The organism is Pseudomonas syringae pv. tomato str. DC3000 (assembly GCF_000007805.1).
GTDB lineage: Bacteria > Pseudomonadota > Gammaproteobacteria > Pseudomonadales > Pseudomonadaceae > Aquipseudomonas > Aquipseudomonas avellanae.
On sequence record NC_004578.1, the window covers coordinates 5,557,538 to 5,583,086 of the forward strand.

General features: G+C 59.4%; 20 protein-coding genes. 10 read left to right on the forward strand and 10 right to left on the reverse strand.

Features of this window, described 5'->3' with window-relative positions:
• The first annotated feature begins 50 nt into the window (after nucleotides 1-50).
• The 6 genes from PSPTO_RS25370 (at nucleotide 51) to PSPTO_RS25395 (ending at nucleotide 4,692) form a co-directional block, all read left to right on the forward strand.
• Nucleotides 51-683 (forward strand): TetR family transcriptional regulator, encoded by a 633-nt coding sequence (locus tag PSPTO_RS25370; RefSeq protein ID WP_005763069.1) that lies wholly within the window; start codon nucleotides 51-53, stop codon nucleotides 681-683.
• Between the two features lie 184 nt (nucleotides 684-867).
• Complete coding sequence (gene ureE / locus PSPTO_RS25375) at nucleotides 868-1,368, forward strand: urease accessory protein UreE (RefSeq protein ID WP_007244624.1); 501 nt, start codon at nucleotides 868-870, stop codon at nucleotides 1,366-1,368.
• On the forward strand, nucleotides 1,365-2,039 hold the full coding sequence (locus tag PSPTO_RS25380; protein ID WP_005763065.1) for an urease accessory protein UreF: 675 nt from the start codon (nucleotides 1,365-1,367) through the stop codon (nucleotides 2,037-2,039). The genes ureE and PSPTO_RS25380 overlap by 4 nt, the downstream gene beginning before the upstream one ends.
• Nucleotides 2,040-2,059: 20 nt before the next feature.
• The gene (ureG, locus tag PSPTO_RS25385; RefSeq protein ID WP_003376376.1) at nucleotides 2,060-2,677 is read left to right on the forward strand and encodes an urease accessory protein UreG; all 618 of its coding nucleotides are present in this window, start codon (nucleotides 2,060-2,062) and stop codon (nucleotides 2,675-2,677) included.
• A 24-nt stretch (nucleotides 2,678-2,701) separates the two neighbouring features.
• The gene (locus tag PSPTO_RS25390) at nucleotides 2,702-3,274 is read left to right on the forward strand and encodes a HupE/UreJ family protein (RefSeq protein WP_011105229.1); all 573 of its coding nucleotides are present in this window, start codon (nucleotides 2,702-2,704) and stop codon (nucleotides 3,272-3,274) included.
• A gap of 203 nt (nucleotides 3,275-3,477) precedes the next feature.
• Complete coding sequence (locus tag PSPTO_RS25395) at nucleotides 3,478-4,692, forward strand: AGE family epimerase/isomerase (protein WP_005763059.1); 1,215 nt, start codon at nucleotides 3,478-3,480, stop codon at nucleotides 4,690-4,692.
• Nucleotides 4,693-4,722: 30 nt separating this feature from the next.
• On the opposite strand, the gene PSPTO_RS25400 is transcribed toward PSPTO_RS25395, so the two are convergent.
• From PSPTO_RS25400 to PSPTO_RS25425, 6 genes are all read right to left on the reverse strand, one after another.
• A complete protein-coding gene (locus tag PSPTO_RS25400) occupies nucleotides 4,723-5,487 on the reverse strand; it encodes an SDR family oxidoreductase (RefSeq protein ID WP_005763057.1) in 765 nt (254 codons plus the stop codon).
• Nucleotides 5,488-6,206: 719 nt separating this feature from the next.
• Entirely contained in the window at nucleotides 6,207-6,923 is a 717-nt protein-coding gene (locus PSPTO_RS25405) for an ABC transporter ATP-binding protein (protein WP_011105230.1), read from the reverse strand.
• On the reverse strand, nucleotides 6,920-7,795 hold the full coding sequence (locus PSPTO_RS25410) for an ABC transporter ATP-binding protein (RefSeq protein ID WP_003376366.1): 876 nt from the start codon (nucleotides 7,793-7,795) through the stop codon (nucleotides 6,920-6,922). Before PSPTO_RS25410 ends, PSPTO_RS25405 begins: the two co-directional genes overlap by 4 nt.
• Nucleotides 7,792-9,105 (reverse strand): high-affinity branched-chain amino acid ABC transporter permease LivM, encoded by a 1,314-nt coding sequence (gene livM, locus PSPTO_RS25415; RefSeq protein ID WP_005763054.1) that lies wholly within the window; start codon nucleotides 9,103-9,105, stop codon nucleotides 7,792-7,794. Before livM ends, PSPTO_RS25410 begins: the two co-directional genes overlap by 4 nt.
• A gap of 2 nt (nucleotides 9,106-9,107) precedes the next feature.
• Nucleotides 9,108-10,022 carry an ABC transporter permease subunit gene (locus PSPTO_RS25420; protein ID WP_002551844.1) on the reverse strand — a complete coding sequence of 305 codons (915 nt, stop codon included), beginning with the start codon at nucleotides 10,020-10,022 and terminating at the stop codon, nucleotides 9,108-9,110.
• A 162-nt stretch (nucleotides 10,023-10,184) separates the two neighbouring features.
• Nucleotides 10,185-11,327 (reverse strand): ABC transporter substrate-binding protein, encoded by a 1,143-nt coding sequence (locus tag PSPTO_RS25425; RefSeq protein ID WP_005736842.1) that lies wholly within the window; start codon nucleotides 11,325-11,327, stop codon nucleotides 10,185-10,187.
• 492 nt (nucleotides 11,328-11,819) lie between these two features.
• Between PSPTO_RS25425 and PSPTO_RS25430 the strand changes: the two genes are divergently transcribed.
• The 3 genes from PSPTO_RS25430 (at nucleotide 11,820) to nadE (ending at nucleotide 14,902) form a co-directional block, all read left to right on the forward strand.
• Nucleotides 11,820-12,725 (forward strand): LysR substrate-binding domain-containing protein, encoded by a 906-nt coding sequence (locus tag PSPTO_RS25430; protein ID WP_005620804.1) that lies wholly within the window; start codon nucleotides 11,820-11,822, stop codon nucleotides 12,723-12,725.
• 99 nt (nucleotides 12,726-12,824) lie between these two features.
• Nucleotides 12,825-14,048 (forward strand): nicotinate phosphoribosyltransferase, encoded by a 1,224-nt coding sequence (gene pncB, locus PSPTO_RS25435; RefSeq protein WP_005763051.1) that lies wholly within the window; start codon nucleotides 12,825-12,827, stop codon nucleotides 14,046-14,048.
• A gap of 26 nt (nucleotides 14,049-14,074) precedes the next feature.
• On the forward strand, nucleotides 14,075-14,902 hold the full coding sequence (nadE, locus tag PSPTO_RS25440; protein WP_005620808.1) for an ammonia-dependent NAD(+) synthetase: 828 nt from the start codon (nucleotides 14,075-14,077) through the stop codon (nucleotides 14,900-14,902).
• 240 nt (nucleotides 14,903-15,142) lie between these two features.
• Here the strand turns inward: nadE and azu are convergent, their stop codons facing one another.
• From azu to PSPTO_RS25465, 4 genes are all read right to left on the reverse strand, one after another.
• Complete coding sequence (azu, locus tag PSPTO_RS25450; protein ID WP_005763045.1) at nucleotides 15,143-15,589, reverse strand: azurin; 447 nt, start codon at nucleotides 15,587-15,589, stop codon at nucleotides 15,143-15,145.
• Between the two features lie 156 nt (nucleotides 15,590-15,745).
• Nucleotides 15,746-16,639, reverse strand: coding sequence for a transglutaminase family protein (locus tag PSPTO_RS25455; RefSeq protein ID WP_011105232.1), 894 nt, complete (start codon nucleotides 16,637-16,639; stop codon nucleotides 15,746-15,748).
• A complete protein-coding gene (locus tag PSPTO_RS25460) occupies nucleotides 16,639-19,134 on the reverse strand; it encodes a circularly permuted type 2 ATP-grasp protein (protein WP_011105233.1) in 2,496 nt (831 codons plus the stop codon). The genes PSPTO_RS25455 and PSPTO_RS25460 overlap by 1 nt, the downstream gene beginning before the upstream one ends.
• An 87-nt stretch (nucleotides 19,135-19,221) precedes the next feature.
• The gene (locus tag PSPTO_RS25465; protein WP_011105234.1) at nucleotides 19,222-22,500 is read right to left on the reverse strand and encodes a DUF2126 domain-containing protein; all 3,279 of its coding nucleotides are present in this window, start codon (nucleotides 22,498-22,500) and stop codon (nucleotides 19,222-19,224) included.
• Nucleotides 22,501-22,771: 271 nt separating this feature from the next.
• Here PSPTO_RS25465 and PSPTO_RS25470 point away from each other — a divergent pair, with 271 nt between their 5' ends.
• Nucleotides 22,772-25,516, forward strand: coding sequence for a hypothetical protein (locus PSPTO_RS25470; RefSeq protein WP_011105235.1), 2,745 nt, complete (start codon nucleotides 22,772-22,774; stop codon nucleotides 25,514-25,516).
• The last annotated feature ends 33 nt before the right edge of the window (nucleotides 25,517-25,549 follow it).

The following is a 25,549-nucleotide window of genomic DNA, read 5'->3' on the forward strand; positions in this document are numbered from 1 at the left end:
AAAGCGCATTTGCTAAAGTGCTGGCGCCTATTCCAAGAAACAGTTGAACCATGCTGCCCCGCGCCGAACAGAAACAACAGACCCGACGAGCCTTGCTGGATGCCGCCCACCAGTTGATGGAGAGTGGCCGCGGGTTCGGCAGCCTCAGCCTGCGTGAAGTGGCGCGCACGGCAGGCATCGTACCGACCGGTTTCTATCGCCATTTCGAGGACATGGATCAGTTGGGTCTGGCGCTGGTCATCGAGGTTGGCCAGACTTTTCGCGAGACCATCCGCCTGGTGCGCCATAACGAATTCGCCATGGGCGGCCTGATTCGCGCCTCGGTGAAAATATTTCTCGAACGTGTGGCGGCCAACCGTTCGCAGTTTCTGTTTCTGGCCCGCGAACAATACGGCGGCTCGCTCAAGGTGCGTCAGGCGCTCGGCGCGCTGCGCGAAGGCATCAGCGCTGACCTGACCGCCGACCTGGCGAAGATGCCCAAGTGGCAACACCTGAATGCCGACGCGCTGTCGATAATCGCTGACCTGGTGGTGAAAAGCGTCTTCGCCATGCTTCCCGAACTGATCGATCCGCCACCCGCCTCGCTGGCACCGCACTTGACGCCACAAGCGAAGATCACCCAGCAGTTGCGCTTCATTTTTATAGGCGCACGACATTGGCGGGGGCTTGGCACTCACGATTGAGCGTCAGTTGAAGACAGTGCGCGCACCAAAACAAAGCATATTTTCAGCAACGCACCACTAATAGGCATAAACAGGTCACACCCGATCAAAATCATTCATATTTATCGGCGATTTCCTACAGCGTGCACTGTTGGCAAGCCCCTTGCTCTGATCTGAAGCATCGCAATTGGCTGGAAGCTATCTGATGCTGGTGATTCACAACCGAATCGAACCTCAGGCCGAATGGGCCGCCGAGCTGCATTTGAATTTTGAAGCACGCAGCAAAAGTCGTCTGCGCTGCTTCAGTGCAGAAAACGAAGACGTGGGACTGTTCCTGCAACGCGGTCAGTCGCCGCTGCGCGATGGTGAATTTCTGCAAGCTGAAGACGGCCGTATCGTGCGTGTCTGCGCGCGCCCCGAGAAGCTCATGCACGTCACCTGCAGCAGTACATTCGAGCTGACGCGCGCCGCGTATCACCTGGGCAATCGCCATGTTGCCCTGCAGGTCGGTGATGGCTGGCTGCGCCTGCTCGACGATTACGTGCTCAAGGCCATGCTCGATCAACTCGGTGCGACCACCGAAGCCATCGAAGCTCCGTTCCAGCCGGAACATGGTGCTTATGGTGGCGGGCATCATCATTCACGCGCAGGGGAAGAGGACTTCAACTACCCACCGCGCATGCACCAGTTCGGCGTGCGCAAGTGAACAGCGCCTGGGCGCTCTTGCGTCTGGCCAGTCCGCAGTTGCCGATTGGTGGCTATAGCTACTCGCAAGGGCTGGAAATGGCCGTAGAGCAGTCTATCGTGATCGACCCGCAGACTGCCGGACGCTGGATTGGTGATCAGTTATTGCTCAACCTTGCCCGCTTCGAGGCCCCCTTGTTGTTGGCTCACTGCGAAGCAGCAGCCGTTGGCGACTGGGGGCAGCTGCTGCAAGTCAGCGAACAACACCGCGCCAGCCGCGAGACCCGCGAGTTGCATCAGGAGAGCCGGCAGATGGGCTACTCCCTGCAACAGTTGCTCAACGGCCTGCCTGAACTGGACCGCGACGCCCGGCGCTTTCTGGAACAGACCACAGAGCCGCATCTGGCCCTTGGCTGGGCGCTGGCTGCTCGCACATGGCGGATCAGCCCGCAGGACGCACTGGCCGCATGGCTGTGGAGCTGGCTGGAAAACCAGCTGGCTGTGCTGATGAAGACGCTGCCACTGGGCCAGCAAGCCGCGCAGCGCCTGACCAGCGAGCTGTTGCCGTTGTTGCAGCAGGCGCAGGTCAATGCCAGCGCACAAGACACTCACCCTGCTGGCAGCGCGGCCTTCGGCCTGGCGTTGGCGAGCATGGCCCACGAACGTCAATACAGCCGGTTATTCCGGTCCTGATCAGCTTTATGGAGAACTCAATGAACAGCCAACCTCTGCGCGTCGGCATCGGTGGCCCGGTCGGATCCGGCAAGACCGCCCTGACCCTGGCCCTGTGTCTGGCCCTGCGTGAACGCTACAACCTGGCGGTCGTGACCAACGATATCTACACCCGCGAAGACGCCGACTTTCTGGTGCGCAACGAAGCACTGGCACCGGAGCGCATCATCGGTGTTGAAACCGGTGGCTGCCCGCACACAGCCATTCGTGAAGATGCCTCGATCAACCTTGAAGCCGTTGACCAGCTCAATCGTCGTTTCGAGGGGCTGGATATGATCATTGTTGAATCCGGTGGCGATAACCTGTCGGCGACCTTCAGCCCCGAGCTGTCAGACCTGACCATCTACGTGATCGATGTGTCGGCAGGCGACAAACTGCCGCGTAAAGGCGGGCCCGGGATTTGCAAGTCCGACCTGCTGGTGATCAACAAGATCGACCTGGCGCCGCTGGTGGGTGCTTCGCTGGAGATGATGGACAGCGACACGCGCAAAATGCGTGGCGAAAAGCCGTTCGTCTTCAGCAACCAGAAAACCGGCCAGGGTCTGGAACAGATCATTGCCTTTATCGAGCGCCAGGGCCTGCTGACCACGGCCGCCTGAATTCAACCCAAAAGGAACCCGTCGATGAACTACAAAAAAGCCTTGGGCGCCCTCGCCCTGCTGTTGGTGCCTACGTTGGCGCTGGCTCACCCTGGCCATGGCGATAACGGCTTGATCGCCGGTATCAGCCACCCGCTCGGCGGGCTGGATCATTTGCTGGCGATGCTGGCGGTCGGCTTGTGGGCTGCACAGCAACAGGGCACAGCGCGCTGGGCGCTGCCGTGCACTTTCGTCGGCACCATGCTGATCGGCGGCCTGCTGGGCTTTGAAGGCCTGAACCTGCCTGCGCTGGAAAGCGGCATTGCCGCCTCGGTACTGGCGCTGGGCCTGGCGGTGGCACTGGCGGTTCGTCCTCCGCTGGCACTGGCGATGGCGGCGACAGCCGTGTTTGCGTTGTTCCACGGCGTGGCGCACGGTCTTGAGCTGCCTGACATGTCCAGCCCGTGGGCTTACGCAGTCGGTTTCGTGGCGGCGACTGCAGCACTGCATGCAGCGGGTTATGCCGTGGTGCGCGTACTGCCAAAAGCGGCTGCGCCACTGGTGCGCATCGCTGGCGCAGCCTCGGCGGCGACGGGTGTGTGGTTACTGGCAGGCTGATAACTGACTCTCGTGCCAACGCTGGAGCGTGCGCAACGATAATCTCAATATCGTGCGACGCTCTGCGTCGCATGCCGTTCTGGACGCTCCGCGTCCTCTTGCGACGCAGAGCGTCGCGACCCGCATTGCCACGCTGGAGCGTGCGCAACGAGCGGTGCACGCGTAGCGTCCTGAATACTCACCGGCGCAGCAATCCTGATAACATGCTGCGCACTTCGACACTGCCGCGATGCCCGCCGATGCCTCATGTTTCCAGCTCTGCCTCCAGCCCTGAACTGACCGCCGCACTCGCTGCCTTGCAGGCGCATTTCCTGCAAGTCGTCGTGCCGCTCTGGCAGGGGCCGGGCTGGAATGCGCAACTGGCGCTGCCTTATGAAGCACTGGATGCCGACGATCAGCCGTTGCCGCCGCAGCGCTATCGGGCGATGGCCTGTGCGCGGCAGTTGTTCCTGTTTTCCAGTCTGATCGGTAACCCTGATGTGCCGAATGCGCAAACCCGGGCTGGCGCGCTGTTCCGCTCTTTGCAACAGCATTTCCATGATGCCGAGCACGGCGGCTGGTTCTACAGCATTGATCCCCAGGGCACGCCACTGGACCGCCGCAAGGACCTCTACACTCACGCCTTCATCATATTTGCCTGCGCGCATTACTGGGCTAAAGTGCGCGACCCGCTCGCCGAGTCAGTGCTCAACGCAGCGCTCAACGTAGTAGCTGAACGCTTTGCCGACGATGACGGGCTATACGAAGCGCAACTCGATGAAGACTGGTCGACGCTGGGCAGCGGCCCGTTGCAGAACCCCCTGATGCACCTGGCCGAAGCCTTTCTGGCAACATTGTCAGTGCGCGCCGATCCGGCCACTCAGGCGGCTATGGATGCGCTGGTTATCCACATGCAACGCCGCTTTGTCGACACGGCAACCGGCGTGATGCTGGAAAAACCGCTGGGGGCTGTGGATAACTGGTACGAACCAGGCCATCAGTTCGAATGGTTTTTCCTGCTGCAATCCTCGCCCGACCTGCACGGTCGCGAACTACACCACTCCATGACCCGCGCATTCGCGTACGCCCAGGCACAAGGCGTTGATGCACAGAGCGGCGCGGTCACGGCAATGCTGACGCTGGACGGCACGGTGCGCGACGCTACCCAGCGTATCTGGGCTCAGGCGGAGTATTTGCGGGCAATGGCGCTACGGCCTGACAGTGAGGCCGGGCTACTGAAGCAGTTGCAGGCTTTTGAGCGGCGCTTTCTGCATGCCAAAGGCTGGAACGAGTGCGTGGAGCCCGACGGTACGGTCAGTCGCAGCGACATGCCTTCGACCACGCCTTACCATCTGGCAACGTGTTACATCGGTCTGGCTGATTTTGCCGAGAACCGCTTCGTCACCGCCTTCCCGCCGCCGGTGCCAGGAGAGGGCTGATCGAGCTGTAACGCTCGATCAGCAGGACGGTCAGCCGCGATTGCGATCAATTGCAAAGCCAGCCCAGGTCTGGCTGACGGGCATCAGCTCCAGACTGTTGATGTTGACGTGCGCTGGCGTGTTCATGATCCAGAAAATGGTGTCGGCGATGTCCTGTGGCTGGATCGGCTCGGCACCTGCGTAAGTGGCGTCATACTTGGCCTGATCGCCGCCGAAACGCACCAGCGAAAACTCGCTCTCGCACAACCCTGGCTCCAGGTTGGTGACTCGCACACCCGTGCCGATCAGGTCGTTGCGCAGGTTCAGCGAGAACTGGCCGACGAATGCCTTGGTGCCGCCGTAGACGTTGCCGCCCGGATACGGGTAGTTACCGGCCACCGACCCCAGGTTGACGATGCTCGCCCCGCGACCGTGCGCGATCAGGCGTGGCAGCAGCAGGCGAGTGGTGTACACAAGGCCCTTCACGTTGGTGTCGATCATGGTGTCCCAGTCATCCAGATCGCACTTGGGCGCAGGGTCGATGCCCAGCGCCAGACCCGCGTTGTTGATCAGCCCACGAATGCTGGCAAACGCCTCAGGCAAATCGCCGAGGGCGCTCTCCATCGCCGTGCGGTCACGCACATCCAGCACCAGCGTGTGGACTTTGGTCTGCTTCGACAGCTCGGCACTCAAGGCATCCAGACGGTCTTTACGGCGACCGGTCAATACCAGCGACCAGCCCGCATCAGCAAAACGGCGGGCGCAGGCCTCACCGAAACCGGAAGTAGCGCCCGTGATGAATACGGTGGAAGTCATTTCAATCTCCTGACATGGCGCGAAAAAAGCGCAGCCTGTTAATAAGTTAGCGGCAGGGCAGCAGAATGCCCGTCAGCGGGGCCACGATGCAACAACCCGGCACTTTTGTACAAAAAACAACCAGCTTGAGCAACGCCATGTATTCCGGGGCTTGCAGGTACTTTTGCCCACCTTATCCACAGTCAGACACACAATCTCTGGGGGCAAGTCGGTTACGCTGAAAGTCCCGTCGTTCGGGGCTTCCAGCGATTGGGGTGAAGTTTTTCCCTTGACTTTGCCCGACACCACAAAGGGAATGAGGAGCGTCAGAAAACCGTGATGGCCTGTAGCCCAGATGCAGCAACGGCTGGATCACTATTTCCAACGCTTGTTCACAGACTTATCCACAGGCTATGCAACTGTAAAAGCTGTATGAACGACCAGTTGCAAAACGGTTGACAAACCCCTTCGAAAGTTAGCCGAAAACCTTTGTACGAAATTTAACCAGCGCGCTACAGCCCTTATGCATAAAGGGCTGCAGGTAAATACTCCCAAGTTATTAACAGCCAGTTCCACAGTAAACCTGAACAAGTCAAAACGGTGACAAAACAACCATTTGCAGCGGTTTTATGTCGCATGCAGGAGGGTCACCAAAAATGTTTTCCACAATTGCAAAGAAACGCGCTCCGGATGTTTGAGCATCCGGGGCGCGGTTTGAATACGACAGGTCTTTGACGAACTCAGTGACCGCCCAGATAAGCGTTCCTGACCTCTTCATTTACAAGCAATTCCTTGCCCGTATCTGACAAGCGAATCTCACCGTTGACCATCACATAGGCGCGATCCGACAGCTTGAGCGCATGGTTGGCGTTCTGCTCGACCAGAAAGATGGTCATGCCGGTGGCCGCCAGCTCGCGCAGGGTCGAGAAGATCTGTTTGACGATGATCGGCGCCAGCCCCAGGCTCGGTTCGTCGAGCAGCAGCAACTTGGGCCTGCTCATCAGCGCACGGGCAATGGCGAGCATTTGCTGCTCGCCGCCGGACATGGTCATGGCGCGCTGGTTGCGGCGCTCCTTGAGGCGGGGGAACAGTTCGAACATGCGCTGCATGTCTTCAGCCGAATGCTTGTCGCCAATCGGGATGGTGCCCATCATCAGGTTTTCCTCGACTGACATGTCGGGGAACACCCGCCGCCCTTCCGGCGACTGCGCAATGCCATTGGACGCAATGTAGTGCGAGGACTTCTGGGTGATGTCCGTGCCCTGATAGATGATCTGCCCGCTGGCGGCACGCGGCTGACCGAAGATCGACATCAGCAGCGTGGACTTGCCCGCGCCGTTGGAGCCGATCAGGCTCACCGTTTCGCCTTCATTGATGTGCAGCGAGACCTTCTTGAGGGCCTGAATCGGCCCGTAAAACACATCGATCTCTTTTAGTTCGAGGATCGGCTTGCTCATACCAGCTCCTCTTCATCAGCGCCCAGGTACGCAGCGATCACTTTCGGATCGTTGCGGATCTGTTCCGGCCCGCCCATGGCAATCACGTTGCCGTGGTCGAGCACCACAATATCGTCGGAAATCCCCATGACCATGCCCATGTCGTGCTCGATCAGCACAATGGTCATGTCGTGTTCATCGCGCAGCAGGCGGATCATGCCGCTCAGCGCCTCGGTTTCCTGCGGGTTGAGACCGGCAGCCGGCTCGTCCAGGCAGATCACCTGCGGACGCGTGCACATGGCACGGGCGATCTCCAGACGGCGTTGCTGGCCGTAGGACAGCTCGCCCGCCAGACGGTTGGCGCAATCCACCAGATCGACCACTTCCAGCCAGTAGAACGCCGTATTGAGCGCGTCCTCTTCGGCCTTGCGATAGCCTTTGGTGTTGAGGATCCCGCTGATCAGGCTGCGGTTGACCCACATGTGCTGGGCAACCAGCAGGTTCTCGACCACAGACATTTCCTTGAACAGGCGAATGTTCTGGAAGGTGCGCGCCAGCCCTGCCCGGTTGACCAGATGGGTGCCGCCGAACATCTTGTAGTACACCCGGCTGAAAAAGCTTTTCGGCGAGACAAAGTCAGTCGCCTTGAACGGCTCGCCCAGCAGCCGGATCACATTGGTGGTCTTGCCGCGGGTGTGCAGCTCGATGCGCCCGCCAGTGGCCTTGTAGAAACCGGTCAGGCAGTTGAAAACCGTGGTCTTGCCCGCACCGTTGGGACCGATCAGGGCAAAAATCGAGTTGCGACGCACCTTGAGGCTGACGTCGCTGAGGGCCTTGATGCCGCCAAAGTGCATCATCAGGTGCTCGACAGAAAGAATCACTTCATTGCTCATCGCGCACCTCCTTCTGTCACCAGCGCACCCTTGCGTGGTTTCACCCCGGTGCGGCTGATGCGGATCAGGCCGCGCGGCCGCCAGATCATCATCAGCACCATCAGAATGCCGAACAGCAACACGCGGTACTCAGAGAAGCTGCGCAGCAGTTCAGGCGCAACGGTGAGCACGAACGCAGCAATCACCACACCGATGGTCGAACCCATACCGCCCAGCACGACGATGGCCAGAATCAGCGCCGACTCGAAGAAGGTGAACGACGTCGGGTTGACGAAGCCTTGGTAGCTGGCGAAAAACACGCCCGCAAGCCCCGCTGTCGAAGCACCTATGGTGAACGCCGAGAGCTTGACCAGTACGTGATTGAGGCCCATCGAACGGCAGGCAATCTCGTCTTCACGCAAGGCTTCCCAGGCACGACCGATCGGCATGCGGGTCAGGCGATGCTTGATGAACAGCACTGCCAGCACCACCAGAAACAGCACGGTATAGATGAAGATGAATTTCAGGTCCGGGTTGTAATCGAAGCCGAAATATTCATGAATGGGGACACCGCCGTCTTTGGCGCGACGTCCGAATTCCAGGCCGAAAAAGGTCGGCGACGGCACCGGCACACCATTCGGGCCGCCCGTGAACGATAGCCAGTTGTTCAGCACCAGACGGATGATTTCGCCGAACCCCAGCGTCACGATGGCCAGGTAATCGCCATGCATGCGCAACACCGGAAAGCCGAGAATGCACCCGGCAAGCGCCGCCGCGATCGCTGCCAGCGGCAACGCCGACCAAAAACCCAGGCCCAGATACTGATAGCCGAGCGCCAGGCCATAAGCACCGATGGCGTAGAACGCGACGTAGCCCAGATCGAGCAGACCGGCCAGACCGACCACGATGTTCAGGCCCAGCCCCAGCAGTACGTAGATCAGCCCGAGAATGACCACGGTCAGGATGTACTTGTTGGCGAAGATCGGGAACACGATGGCAACCACGATCAGCAGCGGAATGATCCAGTACAGGCTGGATTTGTGATCTGGCTTGAGCACATGCACGCCAGAATCCGAGCTTTCAAAGCTCTGGGACATGCGTATGCCCCTGGGCGTCTGCAGGAACAGACTAATCAGAAAGCGCCCGACCATGACCACAGCCACCAGCCACGCGACACGGGTCGGTTGCAGGTTGAAGCTGTAGCCGTCGAGCACGATGCCGACAATCGGGCCAAATACGATCAGCGCCAGCAGCCCGGCGACGACGGCATCGATCAGGCTTTTTTTGATTTCAACAGGTTTGGTGACAGGACCAGCAGCAGTAACGGACATACTTATACCTTCGCCACGAGTGGGCGACCCAGCAGGCCTTGGGGACGGAAAATCAGGATCAATACCAACAGGCCGAAACTGAACACGTCTTTGTAATCGGAGTTGATCAAACCGGAGAACTGCGACTCGGCAACTCCGAGGATCAAACCGCCCAGCATGGCGCCCGGTAGCGAACCAATGCCGCCGAGTACCGCAGCCGTGAACGCCTTGATGCCGATGATGAAGCCCGCATAGAAATCGAAGGTGCCGTAATTCATGGTGATCAGCACACCGGCCAGTGCAGCCATGGCAGCACCAATGATGAACACGTAGGAGATGACACGGTCGGTGTTGATGCCGAGGATCGACGCCATCTTGCGGTCCTGCTGCGTGGCGCGGCACATGCGGCCCAGCTTGGTGTACTTGATGATGTAGGTCAGTACGCCCATGCCGACGAACGCGGCAATCAGGATGAAGATCTTGGTGTAGGTGATCTGCACAAAGCCGCTGCCGATCTCGAAGCGCCAGGCGCCTTCAAGCAATGTCGGCACGCCTTGCTGGCGAGCGCCCTGACTGATCTGCGCGTAGTTCTGCAGAATCAGGGAAATACCGATCGCGCTGATCAGCGGTGCCAGGCGGGTCGAGTTACGCAGTGGCTTGTAGGCCACCCGCTCGATGACAAACCCGTAGACGCCAGTGACCACGATGGTGAAAACCAGCGTGCCGAGAATCAGGAACGGAAAGGATTCCAGTCCAAAGAAAGACAAAACCGCGAGGCCGATAGCGGCCAGGTAGGCGGAAATCATGTACACATCGCCGTGGGCGAAGTTGATCATGCCGATGATGCCGTAGACCATCGTGTAGCCGATGGCGATAAGGCCATAAACAGACCCGAGGGTGAGTCCGTTGACCATTTGTTGCAGGAAGATTCCATCCATCACGCACGCTCACACACTGAAAGGCAGCTCAGCACCCCACTGATCGCCCCCTCGTGAGGCGCGATCGGCAGGTCCGAAAACACAAAAGAGATGCAGGCTCGCTCATGGGCGAGCCCATCACCCGGTCAGCCTCTGCCGGGCAGAACTGACACGAGGTTTATCTCACTTCTGTTTTTCGAGTTGCTTGTATTTGCCGGTGGCGTCCCACTGGTAAACCACATAGTCGGAGACTTTCAGGTCGCCCTTGGCATCCCAGGCTTTATCACCCATAACGGTCTTGACGGAGTTGGCCTTGAGCCACTTGGCAGCCTCTTCGCCCTTGTTGGATTTGGCGCCATTGAAGCCGGCAGCCAGCGTCTGCAGCGAGGCGTAAGCGTAGAGTGTGTAGCCTTCAGGCTCGTAACCGGTTTTGCGGAACTGATCCACGACAGCCTTGCTTTCCGGCAACACGCGCGGGTCTGCGCCGAAGGTCATGTACACGCCGTCTACGTATTGCGGACCGCCAGCGGTGGTGACCAGCTCGTCGGTGACGATGCCGTCATCGGACATGAACCTGACGTCCTTGAGGCCCTGCTCGCGCATCTGGCGAACCAGCGGGCCGGCTTCCGGGTGCAAGCCGCCGAAGTACACAACGTCGGCGCCAAACGAACGAATCTTGGTCACCAGCGCACTGAAGTCTTTTTCACCACGAGTCAGACCCTCGTAGAGAATTTCTTCTTTCTTGATGCCGCGCTTGTCCAGTTGCTTGCGGGTTGCATCGGCAAGGCCCTGGCCATAGGTGTCCTTGTCGTGAATAACGGCAATTTTCTTACCCTTGAGCACGTCAACGATGTAATCACCGGCGACCACGCCCTGCTGGTCATCACGACCGCACATGCGGAACATTTCCTTGAAGCCACGCTCTGTCACCGTCGGGTTGGTCGAGCCCGGCGTAATGGCAATCACGCCTGCATCGTTGTAGATATCCGAGGCGGGAATGGTCGACGACGAGCAGAAGTGCCCGACCACACCAATCACTTTTTCCTGATCCACAAGACGGTTTGCAACCGCAACGGCCTGCTTTGGCTCACAGGCGTCATCGCCTGCAACCAGGACGATTTTTTCCCCGTTCACACCGCCTGCCGCGTTGATTGCGTCGGCTGCTGCCTGCGCACCCTTCATGTATTGCTGACCAAACGATGCGTTGGCGCCGGTCATGGGACCTGCGACGCCGATTTTCACGTCAGCCTGTGCAAACGAAGACACGCCCAATGCAGTTGCCACTGCGATTGCCAGAAAGCCTTTCCTGTAAAACGTATGCGACATGAGTGGTGCTCCTGAGGATATTTTTTTAATGGGCACTGCAATTACGTGATTGCTCGAAATCAGCTTCAGAACTACGTGTTGCTTAGAGCAAGGCGCGTGCCATCACTTTTTCATTATCGTGAATGGCGTGTTTTTCTTTCCATTCAACGACCTGTTTACCACGCGCAGAGGCGTGCAACCCGCTGAAACATACAAGGTGCAACCTGACCATGAAAAAGAGCAACCGAAACCGAGCCAGGTAGCAACCCACACATTCGACAATGGGCAACCCGCTTGTAACAACACACGTCACCGAATTGCACACGCCCGGTGCGCGAACGCTACGAGACGCACCATTTGAGGCTAGCGGATTTGCCAAAGAACACATGAACGCAGCTATCTCAGGCATTAATAAACGGCAGACGCGTGGCCGACAAACGACATTCAAGCGAGATATCATTCCGATTATTCATGTTGCTCACGCACGCTCGCGCCGTAAAAAGAGAAGTCATCATGCTGAACAAACGTCATCTGCCTTCGATCGCCGCATTGCAATGCTTTGAGGCAGTGACCCGGCACTTGAGCTTCACGCGCGCCGCAGAAGAGTTGAACCTGACCCAGAGCGCCGTCAGCAAACAGGTCGCGCAGCTTGAAGAACTGGTCCAGCACTTGCTGTTTCAGCGCGTGCGTCGGCGCTTGCAACTGACGCCCGCCGGCGCGCTGTATCTGGCGGAAGTGCGCAAGATCCTCACTCAGATCGAGATGTCCACGCACTTTCTGCGCTCCTATGGCGGCGAGACCGAGGTGCTGCGGGTCTCCACGCCGTCGACGTTCGGTGCCCGCTGGCTGGTGCCACGCCTGAAAGGCTGGCGGTTGCGACACCCGCACATTCATCTGGACCTGATCAATGAACAGGAGTCCGACGACCTGCTCAAGGGGCGTTGCGACGTGTCGTTCTACTTCGGCCAGGCCGCGATACCCGGTGCCGAAAGCGTCAAGCTGTTCGGCGAAGAACTGGTGCCGGTGTGCTCGCCCGACAGCCTGCCAGCCGAGCCCTTCACGGACCCGACACAACTGAGCGAACTGGTGCTATTGCAGAACGCCTTTCGCCCGCAAGCCTGGCACGAGTGGTTTGAAAGCCAGGGTTACCACACCGATCACAGTTATCACGGGCCGCGCTTCGAAACCTTCTACATGTGTATTCGGGCCGCACAGGTCGGTTGCGGTGTCGCGTTGCTGCCACGCTTTCTGGTCGAGGAAGAACTGGCCGAGGGCAAGCTGGTGATTGCATGGGATTACGCATTGCCCAGCACTAACAGCGCCTACTACCTGTCCTACCCGGAACATACTGCCGACGTACCCAAAATCAGGGTTTTTCTGCAGTGGATGCTGGAACAGTTGGATCAACCGGCCCGTTAAGGGCGACAATGCCTACCCATCCGGCCGTGAGCTTTCCGTGGTGACAGACAGGAAGTCGCGGGTCCGACATTATCCGGCTGCTCTGGAGAGCCCGATTCAATGAGCGAGAGCGCCTTTTCAAATCGCATCGTGCAAAGCCTGCTCGATACCGATTTCTACAAATTGACCATGATGCAGGCGGTGCTGCACAACTACCCCAACGTCGACGTTGAATGGGAGTTCCGCTGCCGCAACGGTGAAGACCTGCGTCCCTACCTGGGCGAAATCCAGCACCAGATCGAGCTGCTGTGCGAGCTGTCCCTGAGCCCTGAACATCTGGTCTTTCTGGAACGCATCACCTTCATGAAACCGGATTTTCTGAGGTTTCTGGGCCTGTTCCGTTTCAATACCCGCTACGTAAAAACCAGCATCGAGAACGATGAACTGTGCATTCGCCTGCACGGCCCGTGGCTCCACGTCATCCTCTTTGAAGTGCCGTTGCTGGCGATCGTCAGCGAGGTGCGCAATCGGCATCGCTACCCGGACACCCTGCTCAGCCAGGCGCGGGATCGCCTGTACGACAAGTTCGAATGGCTGACCGTCAACGCCACGCCAGATGAACTGGCCGAGCTGAAAGTCGCAGACTTCGGCACGCGCAGGCGGTTCTCCTACCGTGTGCAGGAAGAAGTTCTCAACGTGCTCAAGCTGGACTTTCCGGGGCAACTGGTCGGCACCAGCAACGTTCACCTGGCGCGCCAGCTTGACCTCAAACCGCTCGGCACGATGGCCCACGAATGGATCATGGCTCACCAGCAACTGGGGCCGCGCCTGATCGACAGTCAGATCGCCGCGCTTGATTGCTGGGTTCGCGAGTACCGCGGTCTGTTGGGTATTGCGCTGACTGACTGCATCACCACCGATGCCTTCCTGAACGACTTCGATCTGTACTTCGCCAAGCTGTTCGACGGTTTACGCCATGATTCGGGCGACCCGGTGAAGTGGGCCGAAAAATGCATCTCGCACTACCAGAAACTGGGTATCGACCCGATGAGCAAGACGCTGGTGTTCTCCGATGGGCTGAACCTGCCCAAGGCACTCGATATTTTTCGGGCGTTACGCGGACGCATCAATGTCAGCTTCGGCATCGGCACCAACCTGACCGCCGACATACCCGGCATCGCCCCCATGAACATGGTGTTGAAGATGACCGCTTGCGCAGGTCAGGCGGTGGCAAAAATTTCCGATGAGTCCGGCAAGACGCAATGCAAGGACCCGAACTTTGTCGCCTACCTGCGGCATGTGTTCAAGGTGCCTGATTTGCCGAGCCCCGCAAAACCCGCTTGAAATGCCCTACTTACGAGGAGTGAATCATGCACGCCGTACAGCGCCAGATTGCTGAACAGCTCAAGGTCCAGCCACCTTTTGCGGACCAGAACGCGTTGCAGGCAGAAGTCGCCCGCCGCGTCGGCTTCATCAAGGATTGCCTGCAGAACGCTCGGTTGAAAACGCTGGTGCTGGGCATCAGCGGCGGCGTCGACTCGTTGACCGCCGGCCTGCTCGCCCAGCGCGCCGTCAAGGAGTTGCGCGAAAGCACCGGTGATACCCGCTACCGTTTTATCGCGGTACGCCTGCCTTACGTGGTGCAGGCCGACGAGCACGAAGCTCAGGCGTCGGTGGACTTCATCGAGCCGGACGAGCGCCACACCATCAATATCGGCTCTAGCGTCAAGGCGCTGGCCGCGGAAGTGAAGGCGTTTGACGGGCTCCCGGCCAGCTCGGTGGATTTCGTACTCGGCAACACCAAGGCGCGCATGCGTATGGTTGCGCAGTACACCGTCGCCGGGGCCTATCAAGGGCTGGTGATCGGCACTGACCACGCCGCCGAGGCGGTCATGGGCTTTTTCACCAAGTTCGGTGACGGTGCCTGCGACCTGGCACCGCTGAGCGGCCTGGTGAAAAACCAGGTACGCGCCATCGCCCGCCATTTCGGCGCGCCGGAATCACTGGTGGAAAAAGTACCGACGGCCGACCTCGAAGACCTCTCCCCCGGCAAACCGGACGAAGCTTCGCACGGCGTGACCTACGCCGAGATCGACGCCTTCCTGCACGGCGAGCCGGTACGTGAAGAAGCGTTTCGGATCATTTGCGAAACCTACGCCAAGACCCAACACAAACGCGAATTGCCGTACGCGCCGTGAGTGGGTCGGTGCGTGCGCAACGAGAGAGCAGCAACACTATCGTGCCCATGCTCCGCGTGGGTACGCCTTTCTGGACGCTGCGCGTCAGCTTCTGAATATGCGGCGCGGCACAGATCTGTAACGCAGTGCGTCACCCGAGGCATTCCAACGCTGGAGTGAGGAACGCTAATCTCAACTATCGTGCGCACTCCTCGCGCTGCTCAAGGGCCAGCCGTTACTTGAGGCCGTTACTTGGGGCCGTTACTTGAGGGTCACGGCGCCTTTCATCATGCTGATGTGCCCCGGGAATGTGCAGAAGAATTGGTAATCCTCCGCCGGATCAAGCTTCGATACGTCAAACGTTACCGAGTCGTTTTCACCGGCACCGATGATTTTGGTGTGGGCGATGACGCGGGTGTCGTCCGGCTTCACATAGTCTTTGTCGATGCCGACCGACATGCCGTCAGTGGTGATCGCGCTGGCGTCGGCTTTTTTGCTCAGTACCCAGTTATGCCCCATGACGTTCTTCGGCAGGCTGCCGGAATGGGTCAGGTTGAGGGTGAATTCCTTGCAGCTCTTGTCGATCTGGATGGCCTTGGTGTCGTACATCATCTGATCGGTAGAATCGACTGTAGCCGAGCACTCGGCAGCCAACAACTGACCACTGGCCAACGACAACAGCGAAATCGCTACAAGCTTGCGAATCATTTGAATCTCCGGGGCAGGAATTTGATTAACGTAAAAAAACGGACGCAACAAGAGAGTGCCCGATCAGGGCGAGGGTTCCAAGGACGTGAGTCAAATGGTCCCAGGGGCGCTTGCGATAAAGCGCCCTTTTGAAGAACGATTAGCGAGGGCCAGTAATTAAGCACTGACAGGCATTACCGTCACCCGAACGTCGGGATCATGCGAGCCACCCCCCAGAATCACGCCGCGCAACGGCGACACGTCGGAGAAGTCACGGCCCCAGGCCAGGCTGATGTGTTCCAGCGCAGGCTGAACATTGTTGGTGGGGTCAAAATCGACCCAACCTGACGCCGGGCAGAATACCGAGACCCAGGCATGCGATGCATCAGCGCCGATCAGTCGTGGCTGGCCGGGAGGGGGCTGAGTCAGCAGGTAGCCGCTCACGTAGCGCGCCGCCAAGCCACGAGAACGCAGGCACGCCAGCATCAGATGGGCGAAGTCCTGACACACACCGCGGCGACTCTCCAGCACCTCGACCAACGGTGTAGCGACCTGAGTCGCCTCCTCATCGAAGGTAAACTCGTCGAAAATCTTCTCCATCAAGGCCTGCACGCCCAGCAACAAAGGACGCCCTACGGGAAAGCAATCCTGGGAGAACTCGACGAACGAGCGCTTCAAGTGCACATAGGGTGATTCGAAGCGATAGCGGCAGGCTTCAAGAATGTCCTCGGTCATCGGCTTGGCGCTGTAAGTCAGCGCATTGCGAGTGACTTCCCACTCCGGCGACAGGTTGAAATCCAGCTGCGGCCGCTCCAGTACCTCGATACGTAGCCGGGCGTTGACCTGCAACTCGTCGTGCGGGCGCTCGAACGCCAGTCGCGTCAGCGGGTTGCCGAACACATCCAGCTCATCACGCCGCGTGGTGGGCGCCGGGAAAATCTCCAGTGCCTGCTCGGTACAACGCTGCCAGGGACTGCTGCGCGGCCACAGGTGCGCCAGCTGCTGAGCCAGCGACACCGGGGTGTCGTACTTGTAATGCGTGTCGTGAAAAATCTGGTAGAAGGCGCTCATCAGACAGATACCGTGCGTTGGCTGACGTCATCGACGTGGGCAAAATGGCGCAGCGCCATACGATCTGACGCCTGCCCGCTGCTGTCGCCGATGCTGTGCAGCAGATCAGCCAGGCCGTCGAGCACCGCGTCGATGCTGCTCTGACCAAACAGCGGGTTTTCCAGGCTGCCCAGATCGAATGCGGCCAGACGCTGAGCCAGCACCGCCAGGCTGTTATCGCGGGGCGCATCGAACTCGTCGTTCAGGCGGCGCAGCGAGCGTTGCACCAGCTTGAGCTGGAACAACACCGCATGCGGGTTTTGCTCATCAAGCAACAGCAAGTCCAGCACCGGAATCAGGTGCGGCACGGCCATGTAACGCGAGCGATAGGTGATGCTGCTGTTGCCCAGCTCCAGCAGCCATTCCAGCCCCGCCTGTTCAGACGCCACCGAGCCACGCAGAAACGCCGCCAGGCTGGTGCTGAGAAACTTCAGACGCTCGATACGCCGCCCGATCATCAAAAAGCTCCAGCCTTCGTCGCGGGTCATGTCGTCCAGCGCAAAACCGGACAGTGCCGCCAGCGACATCACCAGACGGTTGAGAAAATCCAGTAATTGGCCAAAATCCGGCTCTTCGGTTTCCAGGCTTAACGCTTCACGCTGCAATTCGACCAGCGCCTGCCAGTTTTCCCTTGAGAGCTTGCCACGCACTTGCGAGGCGGCCCATTGCAGACGCTGCAAGTTGGCGCGCAGGCTGAACGGCCACTCGTCACCCAACAGGGCCACGAGCAGGCGATCCTTCAACTCCTCGTCTTCCTCGGCTTCGGGCACCATGCCCAGGCTTTCCGCCAGTGCCACGGCTGCCTGCAACGCCAGCGGATCGTCATCATCGACATAGCGCGTCAGCATGATGCGCAGCAGACGGGCACTGTCGTCGCAGCGCTCGCAATAGCGCCCGAACCAGAACAGGTTCTCCACCACGCGTGATGGCAGGTAAGGGTCTCGGCGGATCAGGTCGTAGACACCCAGCGCGCGCTGGCCTTTCCAGGGCTCGCCCAAATGCGAGCGCTCGCCCAGCACCCAGGTGTCTTTGCTCGCCCCACCGCGCTGCATCGACACCACGTCGGCATCGGCTTCAGCGGCAACGCGGGTCAAGCCGCCGGGCAACACGCGATAGCCATCAAGGCTGGCCACCGCATAAACGCGCATGCCAATGGCACGGGGTTGCAAGCCGGTGCCATCGGCTTGCAATACCGGCGCGTGAGACAACTGCGCCAGCTCTTGGGCGACATAGGCGTAGGGCCGCGACTGCATGCGCTGAGCCAGTGCGTTGCACTGTTCTTCGTTCAGGTCGCGGCCGAACACCGGGGCGAAATGCTGCGAGGGAAATGCCGGTTTGATCAGCAGATCAGGCAGTTTCTCCAGCGCTTGCGCCAGCACGGTCGGTTCTCCGCACCACCAGGTCGCAACGGACGGCAGGATCAGCTCTTCGCCGAACAGGTACTGGCTGATTTTCGGTAAAAAGCCCAGCAGGCCAGGCGATTCGAGAACACCGCTGCCCAAGGCGTTGGCGACCAACACGTTGCCCTGGCGCACGGCTTCCAGCAGCCCCGGCACGCCCAGCGCAGAATCGGTACGCAGTTCCAGAGGATCGCAGAAGTCATCGTCCAGACGGCGCATGATCGCGTGAACCCGGCGCAGGCCGCTGAGGGTTTTCAGATAGACAGTGGCATCACGCACGGTCAGATCGCCGCCTTCGACCAGCGGATAACCCAACTGCCGAGCGAGGTACAGATGCTCGAAATAACTCTCGTTGAAACGTCCCGGCGTCAACAACACCACCAGAGGCGCTTCGCTGCTGGTCGGCGCCTGACGGGCCAGGGTCTGCTGCAGGGTGTCGAAAAAGCCCGACAGATGCCGCACTTGCAGGTCGCGGTAGGTTTCCGGCAAGGCGCGCGCGACGCTCTGGCGATTTTCCAGCGCATAACCGGCACCCGAGGGTGCCTGAGTGCGGTCGGCAGTCACCCACCAACGCCCGTCCGGCGTGCGCGCCAGGTCCACGGCGTACATATGCAGGAAGGTGCCCTCAGGCGGTTTGACGCCCTGGCACGGCCACAGGAAATTGTTGTGACCAAATACCAGCTCGGCAGGCAGCAAGCCATTGGCGATCAGCGTCTGCGGGCCGTAAAGGTCGGCGAGCACGGCGTTGAGCAGTCGTGCACGCTGGGCAATCCCTGCCGCCACATGCTGCCACTCATCCGCCGCAATAATGTGCGGCAACAGGTCCAGTTCCCATGGGCGATCAGCGCCCTTGGGGTCGGCATAAACGTTGTAGGTGACGCCGTTTTCCTGAATCTGGCGGGTCAGCAAGTCCTGGCGCTGAATCAGTTGCGCCGATGTGCTGCGCCGCAGGTGTTCGTACAGGCGACGCCAGTGCGGGCGAACAGCGCCGTCGGCATCGAGCATTTCGTGGTAAGTACCCTCGGACAGCGGGTATTGGTCAAGCAGGTCGGGCATGGAAGGCTCGGCAGGCAACGTAAGGACTTCAGAGTAGTGCAGTCAGATGTCACGTCCGTGTGCATCTGACGCACAGAGCCACTGTTTTTAATGCAGACGCATATCCAGCGTCATCGGCAGCTCGTCATTAATGTTGAGCGACGGGACGGTCAGTTTGCCGGGCGTGTGACCGATGCGGAAGAAACGTGACAGGCGACGGCTTTCCGCTTCGTTGGCGTTGACCGGCAAGGTTTCGTAGTTACGACCGCCCGGGTGGGCGACATGATACTCGCAGCCGCCCAGCGAGCGGTGCATCCAGGTGTCGAGCAGATCAAATACCAGCGGTGCATGCACACCGATGGTCGGTTGCAGGCAGTTGGCCGGTTGCCAGGCACGATAACGTACGCCGGCGACAAACTCGCCGACCCGACCGGTGGCTTGCAGCGGCACCGGGATGCCATTGCAGGTCAGCAAATAACGCTGCGGCGACAGACCGGTGAGATGCACCTGCAGGCGTTCCAGCGACGAATCGACATAGCGCACCGCGCCACCGGCCGAGCCTTCTTCACCCAGCACGTGCCAAGGCTCCAGCGCCTGACGCAGTTCCAGTTCGATACCATTGACGGCGTAGTCGCCCACTTTGGGGAAGCGGAACTCCAGATGCGCGGCAAACCAGTCGGCCTGCACCGGATAACCCGCCGAGTTGAGGTCGGCGACCACGTCGGCGAAATCCTGCTCGATGAAGTGCGGGAGCATGAAGCGGTCGTGCAACTGTGTGCCCCAACGCGCCAGTTTGGCCGGTGCGTAGGGTTCACGCCAGAAACGTGCGACCAGCGCCCGCAGCAGCAATTGCTGGGCAAGGCTCATGCGTGCGTGGGGCGGCATCTCGAAGGCGCGCAGCTCCAGCAAGCCCAGACGCCCGGTCGCGCCATCCGGCGAATACAGTTTGTCGATGCAGAATTCGGCTCGATGGGTGTTGCCGGTGACGTCGATCAACAGGTTGCGCAGCAGACGGTCGATGACCCACGGCGCGACTTCTTCGCCGGGCGAAGGCATTTGCGCGAAGGCGATTTCCATCTCGTAGAGCGAGTCGTTGCGCGCCTCATCGACGCGCGGTGCCTGAGAGGTCGGGCCGATGAACAGGCCGGAAAACAGGTAAGACAGCGAGGGATGGTTGTGCCAGTAGCTGAGCAGGCTGCGCAGCAGGTCCGGGCGGCGCAGAAACGGTGAGTCCGCAGGCGTCGCCCCGCCGAGCACGAAGTGGTTGCCGCCACCGGTGCCGGTGTGACGGCCGTCGATCATGAATTTCTCGGTAGTCAGGCGCGTTTGGCGGGCCTGTTCGTAAAGAAACTCGGTGCGCTCGACCAGTTCGTCCCAGCTGGCGGACGGCTGCACGTTGACTTCAATGACGCCAGGATCCGGCGTGATGCGGAAGTTGCACAGGCGTGGATCGCTCGGCGGCTCGTAGCCTTCCAGCAGGATCGGGCATTGCAGCTCTTCGGCGGTCGCTTCGATCACGGCTACCAGCTCAAGGTATTCCTCAAGCTTTTGCAGCGGCGGCATGAACAGGTACAGACGCCCATCACGCGCCTCGGCACACAGCGCGGTGCGGGTCAGCCAGTCGGCGGACTCATCCAGCTTGGGCTCGCGCTCGGCGTCGGCATTCTCGGCCTTGAGCTGCGAGGTCAGCGAGTCGCTGTCGGCCAGCTCGGGGAAGTCCTGGTTATGGTCAGTCGGATGAATGAACGGGTACTCCGCCGCCTTGACCCAAGGCTGCGACGCCAGTGGCAATCGGTAGCCCAGCGCAGAATCGCCAGGCACCAGACGGCAGTGCTCATCGCGCAGATACCAGCGGCCGCTCTGCCAATTTTCACCTTTTGCGCTACGGGCCAGCGGCAGGACCTGACCAATCATCTTGTCCAGACCTTGCGCGAAGACCTTGCGCAGGCGCGCCCGCTCCAGTTCGTCGCCGAGCCGTGAATCTTCGGCGGTCACGTTCACCGGCAGCGCACCTTCGCGCCACAGGTAGTAAAAGTTGTCTTCGTAGGCTGGAAAGACGAAACGCTCCGGCAGCTTGAGGCGCTCGGCTACGCTGGCGAGAAAACGCCCGGCCAGCTCGCCGGTCGCGCCATAGTCCTGCGTTTCATCCGCGATCAGCGCGTTGTTGTGCCAGACCGGCTTGCCGTCCTTGCGCCAGAAGCAGTTCAGCGACCAGCGCGGCAGTTGCTCGCCCGGATACCACTTGCCCTGACCAAAATGCACGATGCCCAGCGGCGCGTAATGCGCGCGCATACGCTGAAACAGCTCGGCAGACAGCTCGCGCTTGCGAGGGCCCAGTGCGGCGGTGTTCCACTCGGCGCCGTCGCGATCATCGATGGAGACGAACGTCGGCTCGCCGCCCATGGTCAGGCGCACGTCGTCGCGCAGCAGATCAGCGTCGATCTGCCGGCCGAGGGCCTGGATGTCCTGCCATTGTTCTTCGGTGTAGGGCTTGGTGACGCGTGGCGCCTCCCAGATGCGCTCGACCGACATTTCGTGGCTGAATTCGGTCTCGCACGGCTCGACCAGCCCGCTGATCGGCGCGGCGGAGGACGGCTCCGGGCTGCACGCCAGCGGAATGTGCCCCTCGCCTGCGAACAGCCCGGACGTGGCGTCCAGCCCGACCCAGCCCGCGCCCGGCAGATACACCTCGCACCAGGCGTGCAGGTCGGTGAAATCGACGTCGGTACCGGACGGCCCGTCCAGCGCCTCGACATCCGCCTTGAGCTGAATCAGGTAGCCCGACACAAACCGTGCAGCCATGCCCAGATGACGCAGCAGTTGCACCAGCAGCCAGGCTGAATCGCGGCAGGAGCCCGAGGCGTTTTCCAGGGTGAATTCCGGGGTCTGTACACCCGGCTCCATGCGGATCAGGTAATCGACATCCTGGCTCAGGCGTTGGTTGAGACCAACCAGAAAGTCGATGGCCGGAATCGGCACACGGCTGATGCTGTCCAGATAGGCCTTGAATCTTGGCGTCAGCGGCAGCTTTTCCAGGTACGGCGCAAGCTCGCGCTGCTCTTCGCTGGCGTACGTGAAGGGGATGTTCTCGGCGTAGGGTTCCAGAAAGAAGTCGAACGGGTTGAACACCGCCATCTCGGCGACCAGATCAACCTCGACACGGAATTCGTTGGTCTTTTCCGGAAAGACCAGACGCGCCAGGTAATTGCCCTGAGGGTCCTGCTGCCAGTTGATGAAGTGGTTTTCAGGCAGGACTTTCAGTGAATACGACAGCACGCGGGTGCGGCTGTGGGCGGCCGGGCGCAGACGAACGATCTGAGGACCCAGTTCGACCGCGCGTTCGTAGCGGTAATGCGTGACATGGTGCAAGGCAATATGAATCGACACGGCGTGCCTCCTGCGAGCCTGAACGGTAATTGAGCCGCGCAAGACTTATGCCATACGGTCAAAGTCATGCGCCAACGAGAGTGACATTGCCCGCCCAGCCAGGCAAAGCACCAAAATCGTGCCAGCCGGAGCCGACGGTGCAAGGGTCGCACGGAAACGGGGCGCACGGGGCAATAACGTTGGGCCCACACAATATTTACTTAATGCCACAGACAGATTGGTGAGTGCTTACATCGTTCTCCAATGATTAACCCTTATCGGAGTACATGTAATGACTCAGCTAAACCCTGCGGGACAACCGCCCGCAGAACCGACCCGAATCGTCAAAGCTCACATTGACCTCATGGATCCTGCCGAAAGCGCTGACTACGAGGCGACCCGAATGGCATTGCTCGCAGCGATGCAAAGCGGCAATGCCGCGATCAACCTCGAACAGATTCGGCTCAAGCCCGACCCAGCGTCCGGGTTCGGCGAATACTGCGCTGAGAAAGCTGCGCTACCTCACCCGGTCCAGGCCGAAAACCAGGAACTCCCGTTTCAGATAGACAGCGATGGCAGCGTCAGTCTGGCATTGATGCTGCGCTATAACTACGGGTTGTCGCTGCCGCAATCGCCTGACGAAACAGCGATCAAAACCCTGCTCAATACGCTGGCAGAACTTCGCACCAGTCAAGAACTGGGGCTTATTGATCAGTTCGACATCAAGGCCATGCTGACCATGCAAAATCTGCAGGATCTGAAGCGAGCCTGCATTGAGTACCTTGGCACCGACGGTGGCACGCTGCTAGGCAAGCTGGGTGCTGAAATAATTGCCTCCTGCCCACTGGCAGATGTGCAGAACTCCCCGGTGACGGTTATTGCCCGGATTCTCAGATCGGAACCGGCAAGGGCATTGGGGCAAACGCTGCTGGCACAGCTTGGTCGGCCTGAAGAAGAAACGGACGCGTCCCTGACAACACTCGTGGACCGGATTTTATGGTATGCCATCAGTAGCGATCTTCATGATCCAGAAAACCGGAAGCCAGGAGAAATTGCCGGCTATCCATTCACCCAGGCCGAAAACCAGGGACGCCGCCACGCTGACATCCTGAACGATATTCACAACCACCTGATCACCACGGGCAAGGCTGAGTCTGTCAACGAAGCAATAATTGCCTGCTTCATACTTGCACTCGATGACTGCCCGGAATGGCTGGTCAGCAGTGTTCCCGATGATCTGCCATACGGCTGTACAGAGGTGTGGGTCAACTTTCAACATGGGGTCACACTTGCGGAAGTCATCGAGTTTGGCTCGTCACGCTGGATGAACTTTGAAGACCTGATCGAGCTGCCGGTGATTTTCAACAAAAAGATGGACACCGAAGAGCAGCAAGTCGCCTATGTCGCAACGCGCATGCCCATTCTTCTGACTTGGGCCCAGGCCAACGGTTACATTCGTACCCAGAGCGACCTGCCTTACTCCGAACAAGAGATAGAACAGGCCGCCAGCGCGTTTGAACACTCCGAGAAACAATCCCTTGAAGCTGCGAACGCCTTGATCCGGAAAGCGCCAGAACGCAAAGCCATGGCTATCAGTGCCATGAAAGAAGCGCGGAGGACGCCTGAAATAGAAAAAATACTTGAGCAGGAAGATTACTGGTTTCCGCCCATCGATCTCGGCATCAGGCTGGCGGTGCTACGCAAAAATCACACGCCTGTCTATCGCGATCACCAAGGCACGCTCTCACCGTCAAATCTGCCATACGACCCCTACGGCATAAAACACAAGGCGTCGTCGTTGCTGGAGATCTACATGGCAGGTGAAAACATTGATGACTGGAGACTGCCGGGGCGCAACAGCAACGAGGGCCTGCTTCCCATCAACCGTGAAATGCAGTTGTTGTACAAGGCGCTGCCAGACATCAATCAAAGGTTCGAGAGTGAATTTCAGGCTTATCTGGCAGATGCCCGTAAGGCGTATGCGACGATTATCAGAAAGTTGCTGACTCACCTGCCGCTCAAGCACCGCATGGCGATCGAAAATGGTGAGGTGTCGCTACACTCACTCAGATTGCCGACCAAGGACGTGCTGGCGGCGACAGAGAGCGAAAAACATCGGGAGCCGTTGCGAGGGCGCACGGGCTTTGTCATCAAAGCTGTCTACGAGGGCAAAACCACGTTTTACGAGGTGTTTCCGTTATCGATGATTGTACGCTATCGCCCTGATCTGGAGGCCCTTCTCAAGAACGGTGTGGTCGGTATAGATTTTTGGGACATTCTGCCTCCCACCCGTATACCGGTAGCGGTTTATAACGGAATCACAATGCCATTTGATCAGGGAGCCTATTTGAACGGTCAGCTACCTGAGCCTGGGGCAAGCGCTGTGATGATTGCAGAAACCATTGGTGAACGATTTGATTCTTCAAGTGCAGAGGTCGGGCAACACCAGCCTCCGACCTCGTTTTCAAAACGCTCTACTGGCATTGCCGAGACCATCACAACATCGCTTTTCTACGTCAACGAAGATGCACTCTTTGCACACTGCAAAAGCCTCACGCAGGTAGAAATAGATAACGGTGCCCCAGGTGCGCTCGAAGAGGTGTCCAGCTTTCTGATACACCTGACGCCCTGGCCGGAAATCGAAAACATTCTGTCCGGAGAGAAAGCGCTTATGAGGGGAGGAGCAATCGGTCTGGCGCTTTACATGATTCCCTATGTGGGACCCGCGGGCAAGTTGCTCGCAGGCACGGCAAAAGTCGTTACCCGCCTGGGCAAAAGCCTCATAACCAGCGGTAGCAAAGTCCAGGTCTCGAAATTGCTCATCACGGCCGGCACCACCCTGAAAGACGCCCCGCTGATCATGATCAGACAGGCCCCTGACATGACCAGTAAAGCAATGACTGGCGTTTCGCAATTCGTCGTGAAACACGTCACCTGGAAATTTCTGGCGATACGTATAGGTATTGGTTTAAGCCGCAGGCTTGTAGCCATCATGAGCAGGCAGCAGGCCCAGGCCGCAAAGCAAGAGGCCACGTAACGTAACGAACTACCGAGCCGCAGGTACAATCCT

Coding starts and splice junctions, on each gene's coding strand:
- PSPTO_RS25370 (WP_005763069.1), top strand. CDS start 51: ATGCTGCCCCGCGCCGAACAGAAACAACAGACCCGACGAGCCTTGCTG.
- ureE (WP_007244624.1), top strand. CDS start 868: ATGCTGGTGATTCACAACCGAATCGAACCTCAGGCCGAATGGGCCGCC.
- ureG (WP_003376376.1), top strand. CDS start 2,060: ATGAACAGCCAACCTCTGCGCGTCGGCATCGGTGGCCCGGTCGGATCC.
- PSPTO_RS25390 (WP_011105229.1), top strand. CDS start 2,702: ATGAACTACAAAAAAGCCTTGGGCGCCCTCGCCCTGCTGTTGGTGCCT.
- PSPTO_RS25395 (WP_005763059.1), top strand. CDS start 3,478: ATGCTGCGCACTTCGACACTGCCGCGATGCCCGCCGATGCCTCATGTT.
- PSPTO_RS25400 (WP_005763057.1), bottom strand. CDS start 5,487: ATGACTTCCACCGTATTCATCACGGGCGCTACTTCCGGTTTCGGTGAG.
- PSPTO_RS25405 (WP_011105230.1), bottom strand. CDS start 6,923: ATGAGCAAGCCGATCCTCGAACTAAAAGAGATCGATGTGTTTTACGGG.
- PSPTO_RS25410 (WP_003376366.1), bottom strand. CDS start 7,795: ATGAGCAATGAAGTGATTCTTTCTGTCGAGCACCTGATGATGCACTTT.
- livM (WP_005763054.1), bottom strand. CDS start 9,105: ATGTCCGTTACTGCTGCTGGTCCTGTCACCAAACCTGTTGAAATCAAA.
- PSPTO_RS25420 (WP_002551844.1), bottom strand. CDS start 10,022: ATGGATGGAATCTTCCTGCAACAAATGGTCAACGGACTCACCCTCGGG.
- PSPTO_RS25425 (WP_005736842.1), bottom strand. CDS start 11,327: ATGTCGCATACGTTTTACAGGAAAGGCTTTCTGGCAATCGCAGTGGCA.
- PSPTO_RS25430 (WP_005620804.1), top strand. CDS start 11,820: ATGCTGAACAAACGTCATCTGCCTTCGATCGCCGCATTGCAATGCTTT.
- pncB (WP_005763051.1), top strand. CDS start 12,825: ATGAGCGAGAGCGCCTTTTCAAATCGCATCGTGCAAAGCCTGCTCGAT.
- nadE (WP_005620808.1), top strand. CDS start 14,075: ATGCACGCCGTACAGCGCCAGATTGCTGAACAGCTCAAGGTCCAGCCA.
- azu (WP_005763045.1), bottom strand. CDS start 15,589: ATGATTCGCAAGCTTGTAGCGATTTCGCTGTTGTCGTTGGCCAGTGGT.
- PSPTO_RS25455 (WP_011105232.1), bottom strand. CDS start 16,639: ATGAGCGCCTTCTACCAGATTTTTCACGACACGCATTACAAGTACGAC.
- PSPTO_RS25460 (WP_011105233.1), bottom strand. CDS start 19,134: ATGCCCGACCTGCTTGACCAATACCCGCTGTCCGAGGGTACTTACCAC.
- PSPTO_RS25470 (WP_011105235.1), top strand. CDS start 22,772: ATGACTCAGCTAAACCCTGCGGGACAACCGCCCGCAGAACCGACCCGA.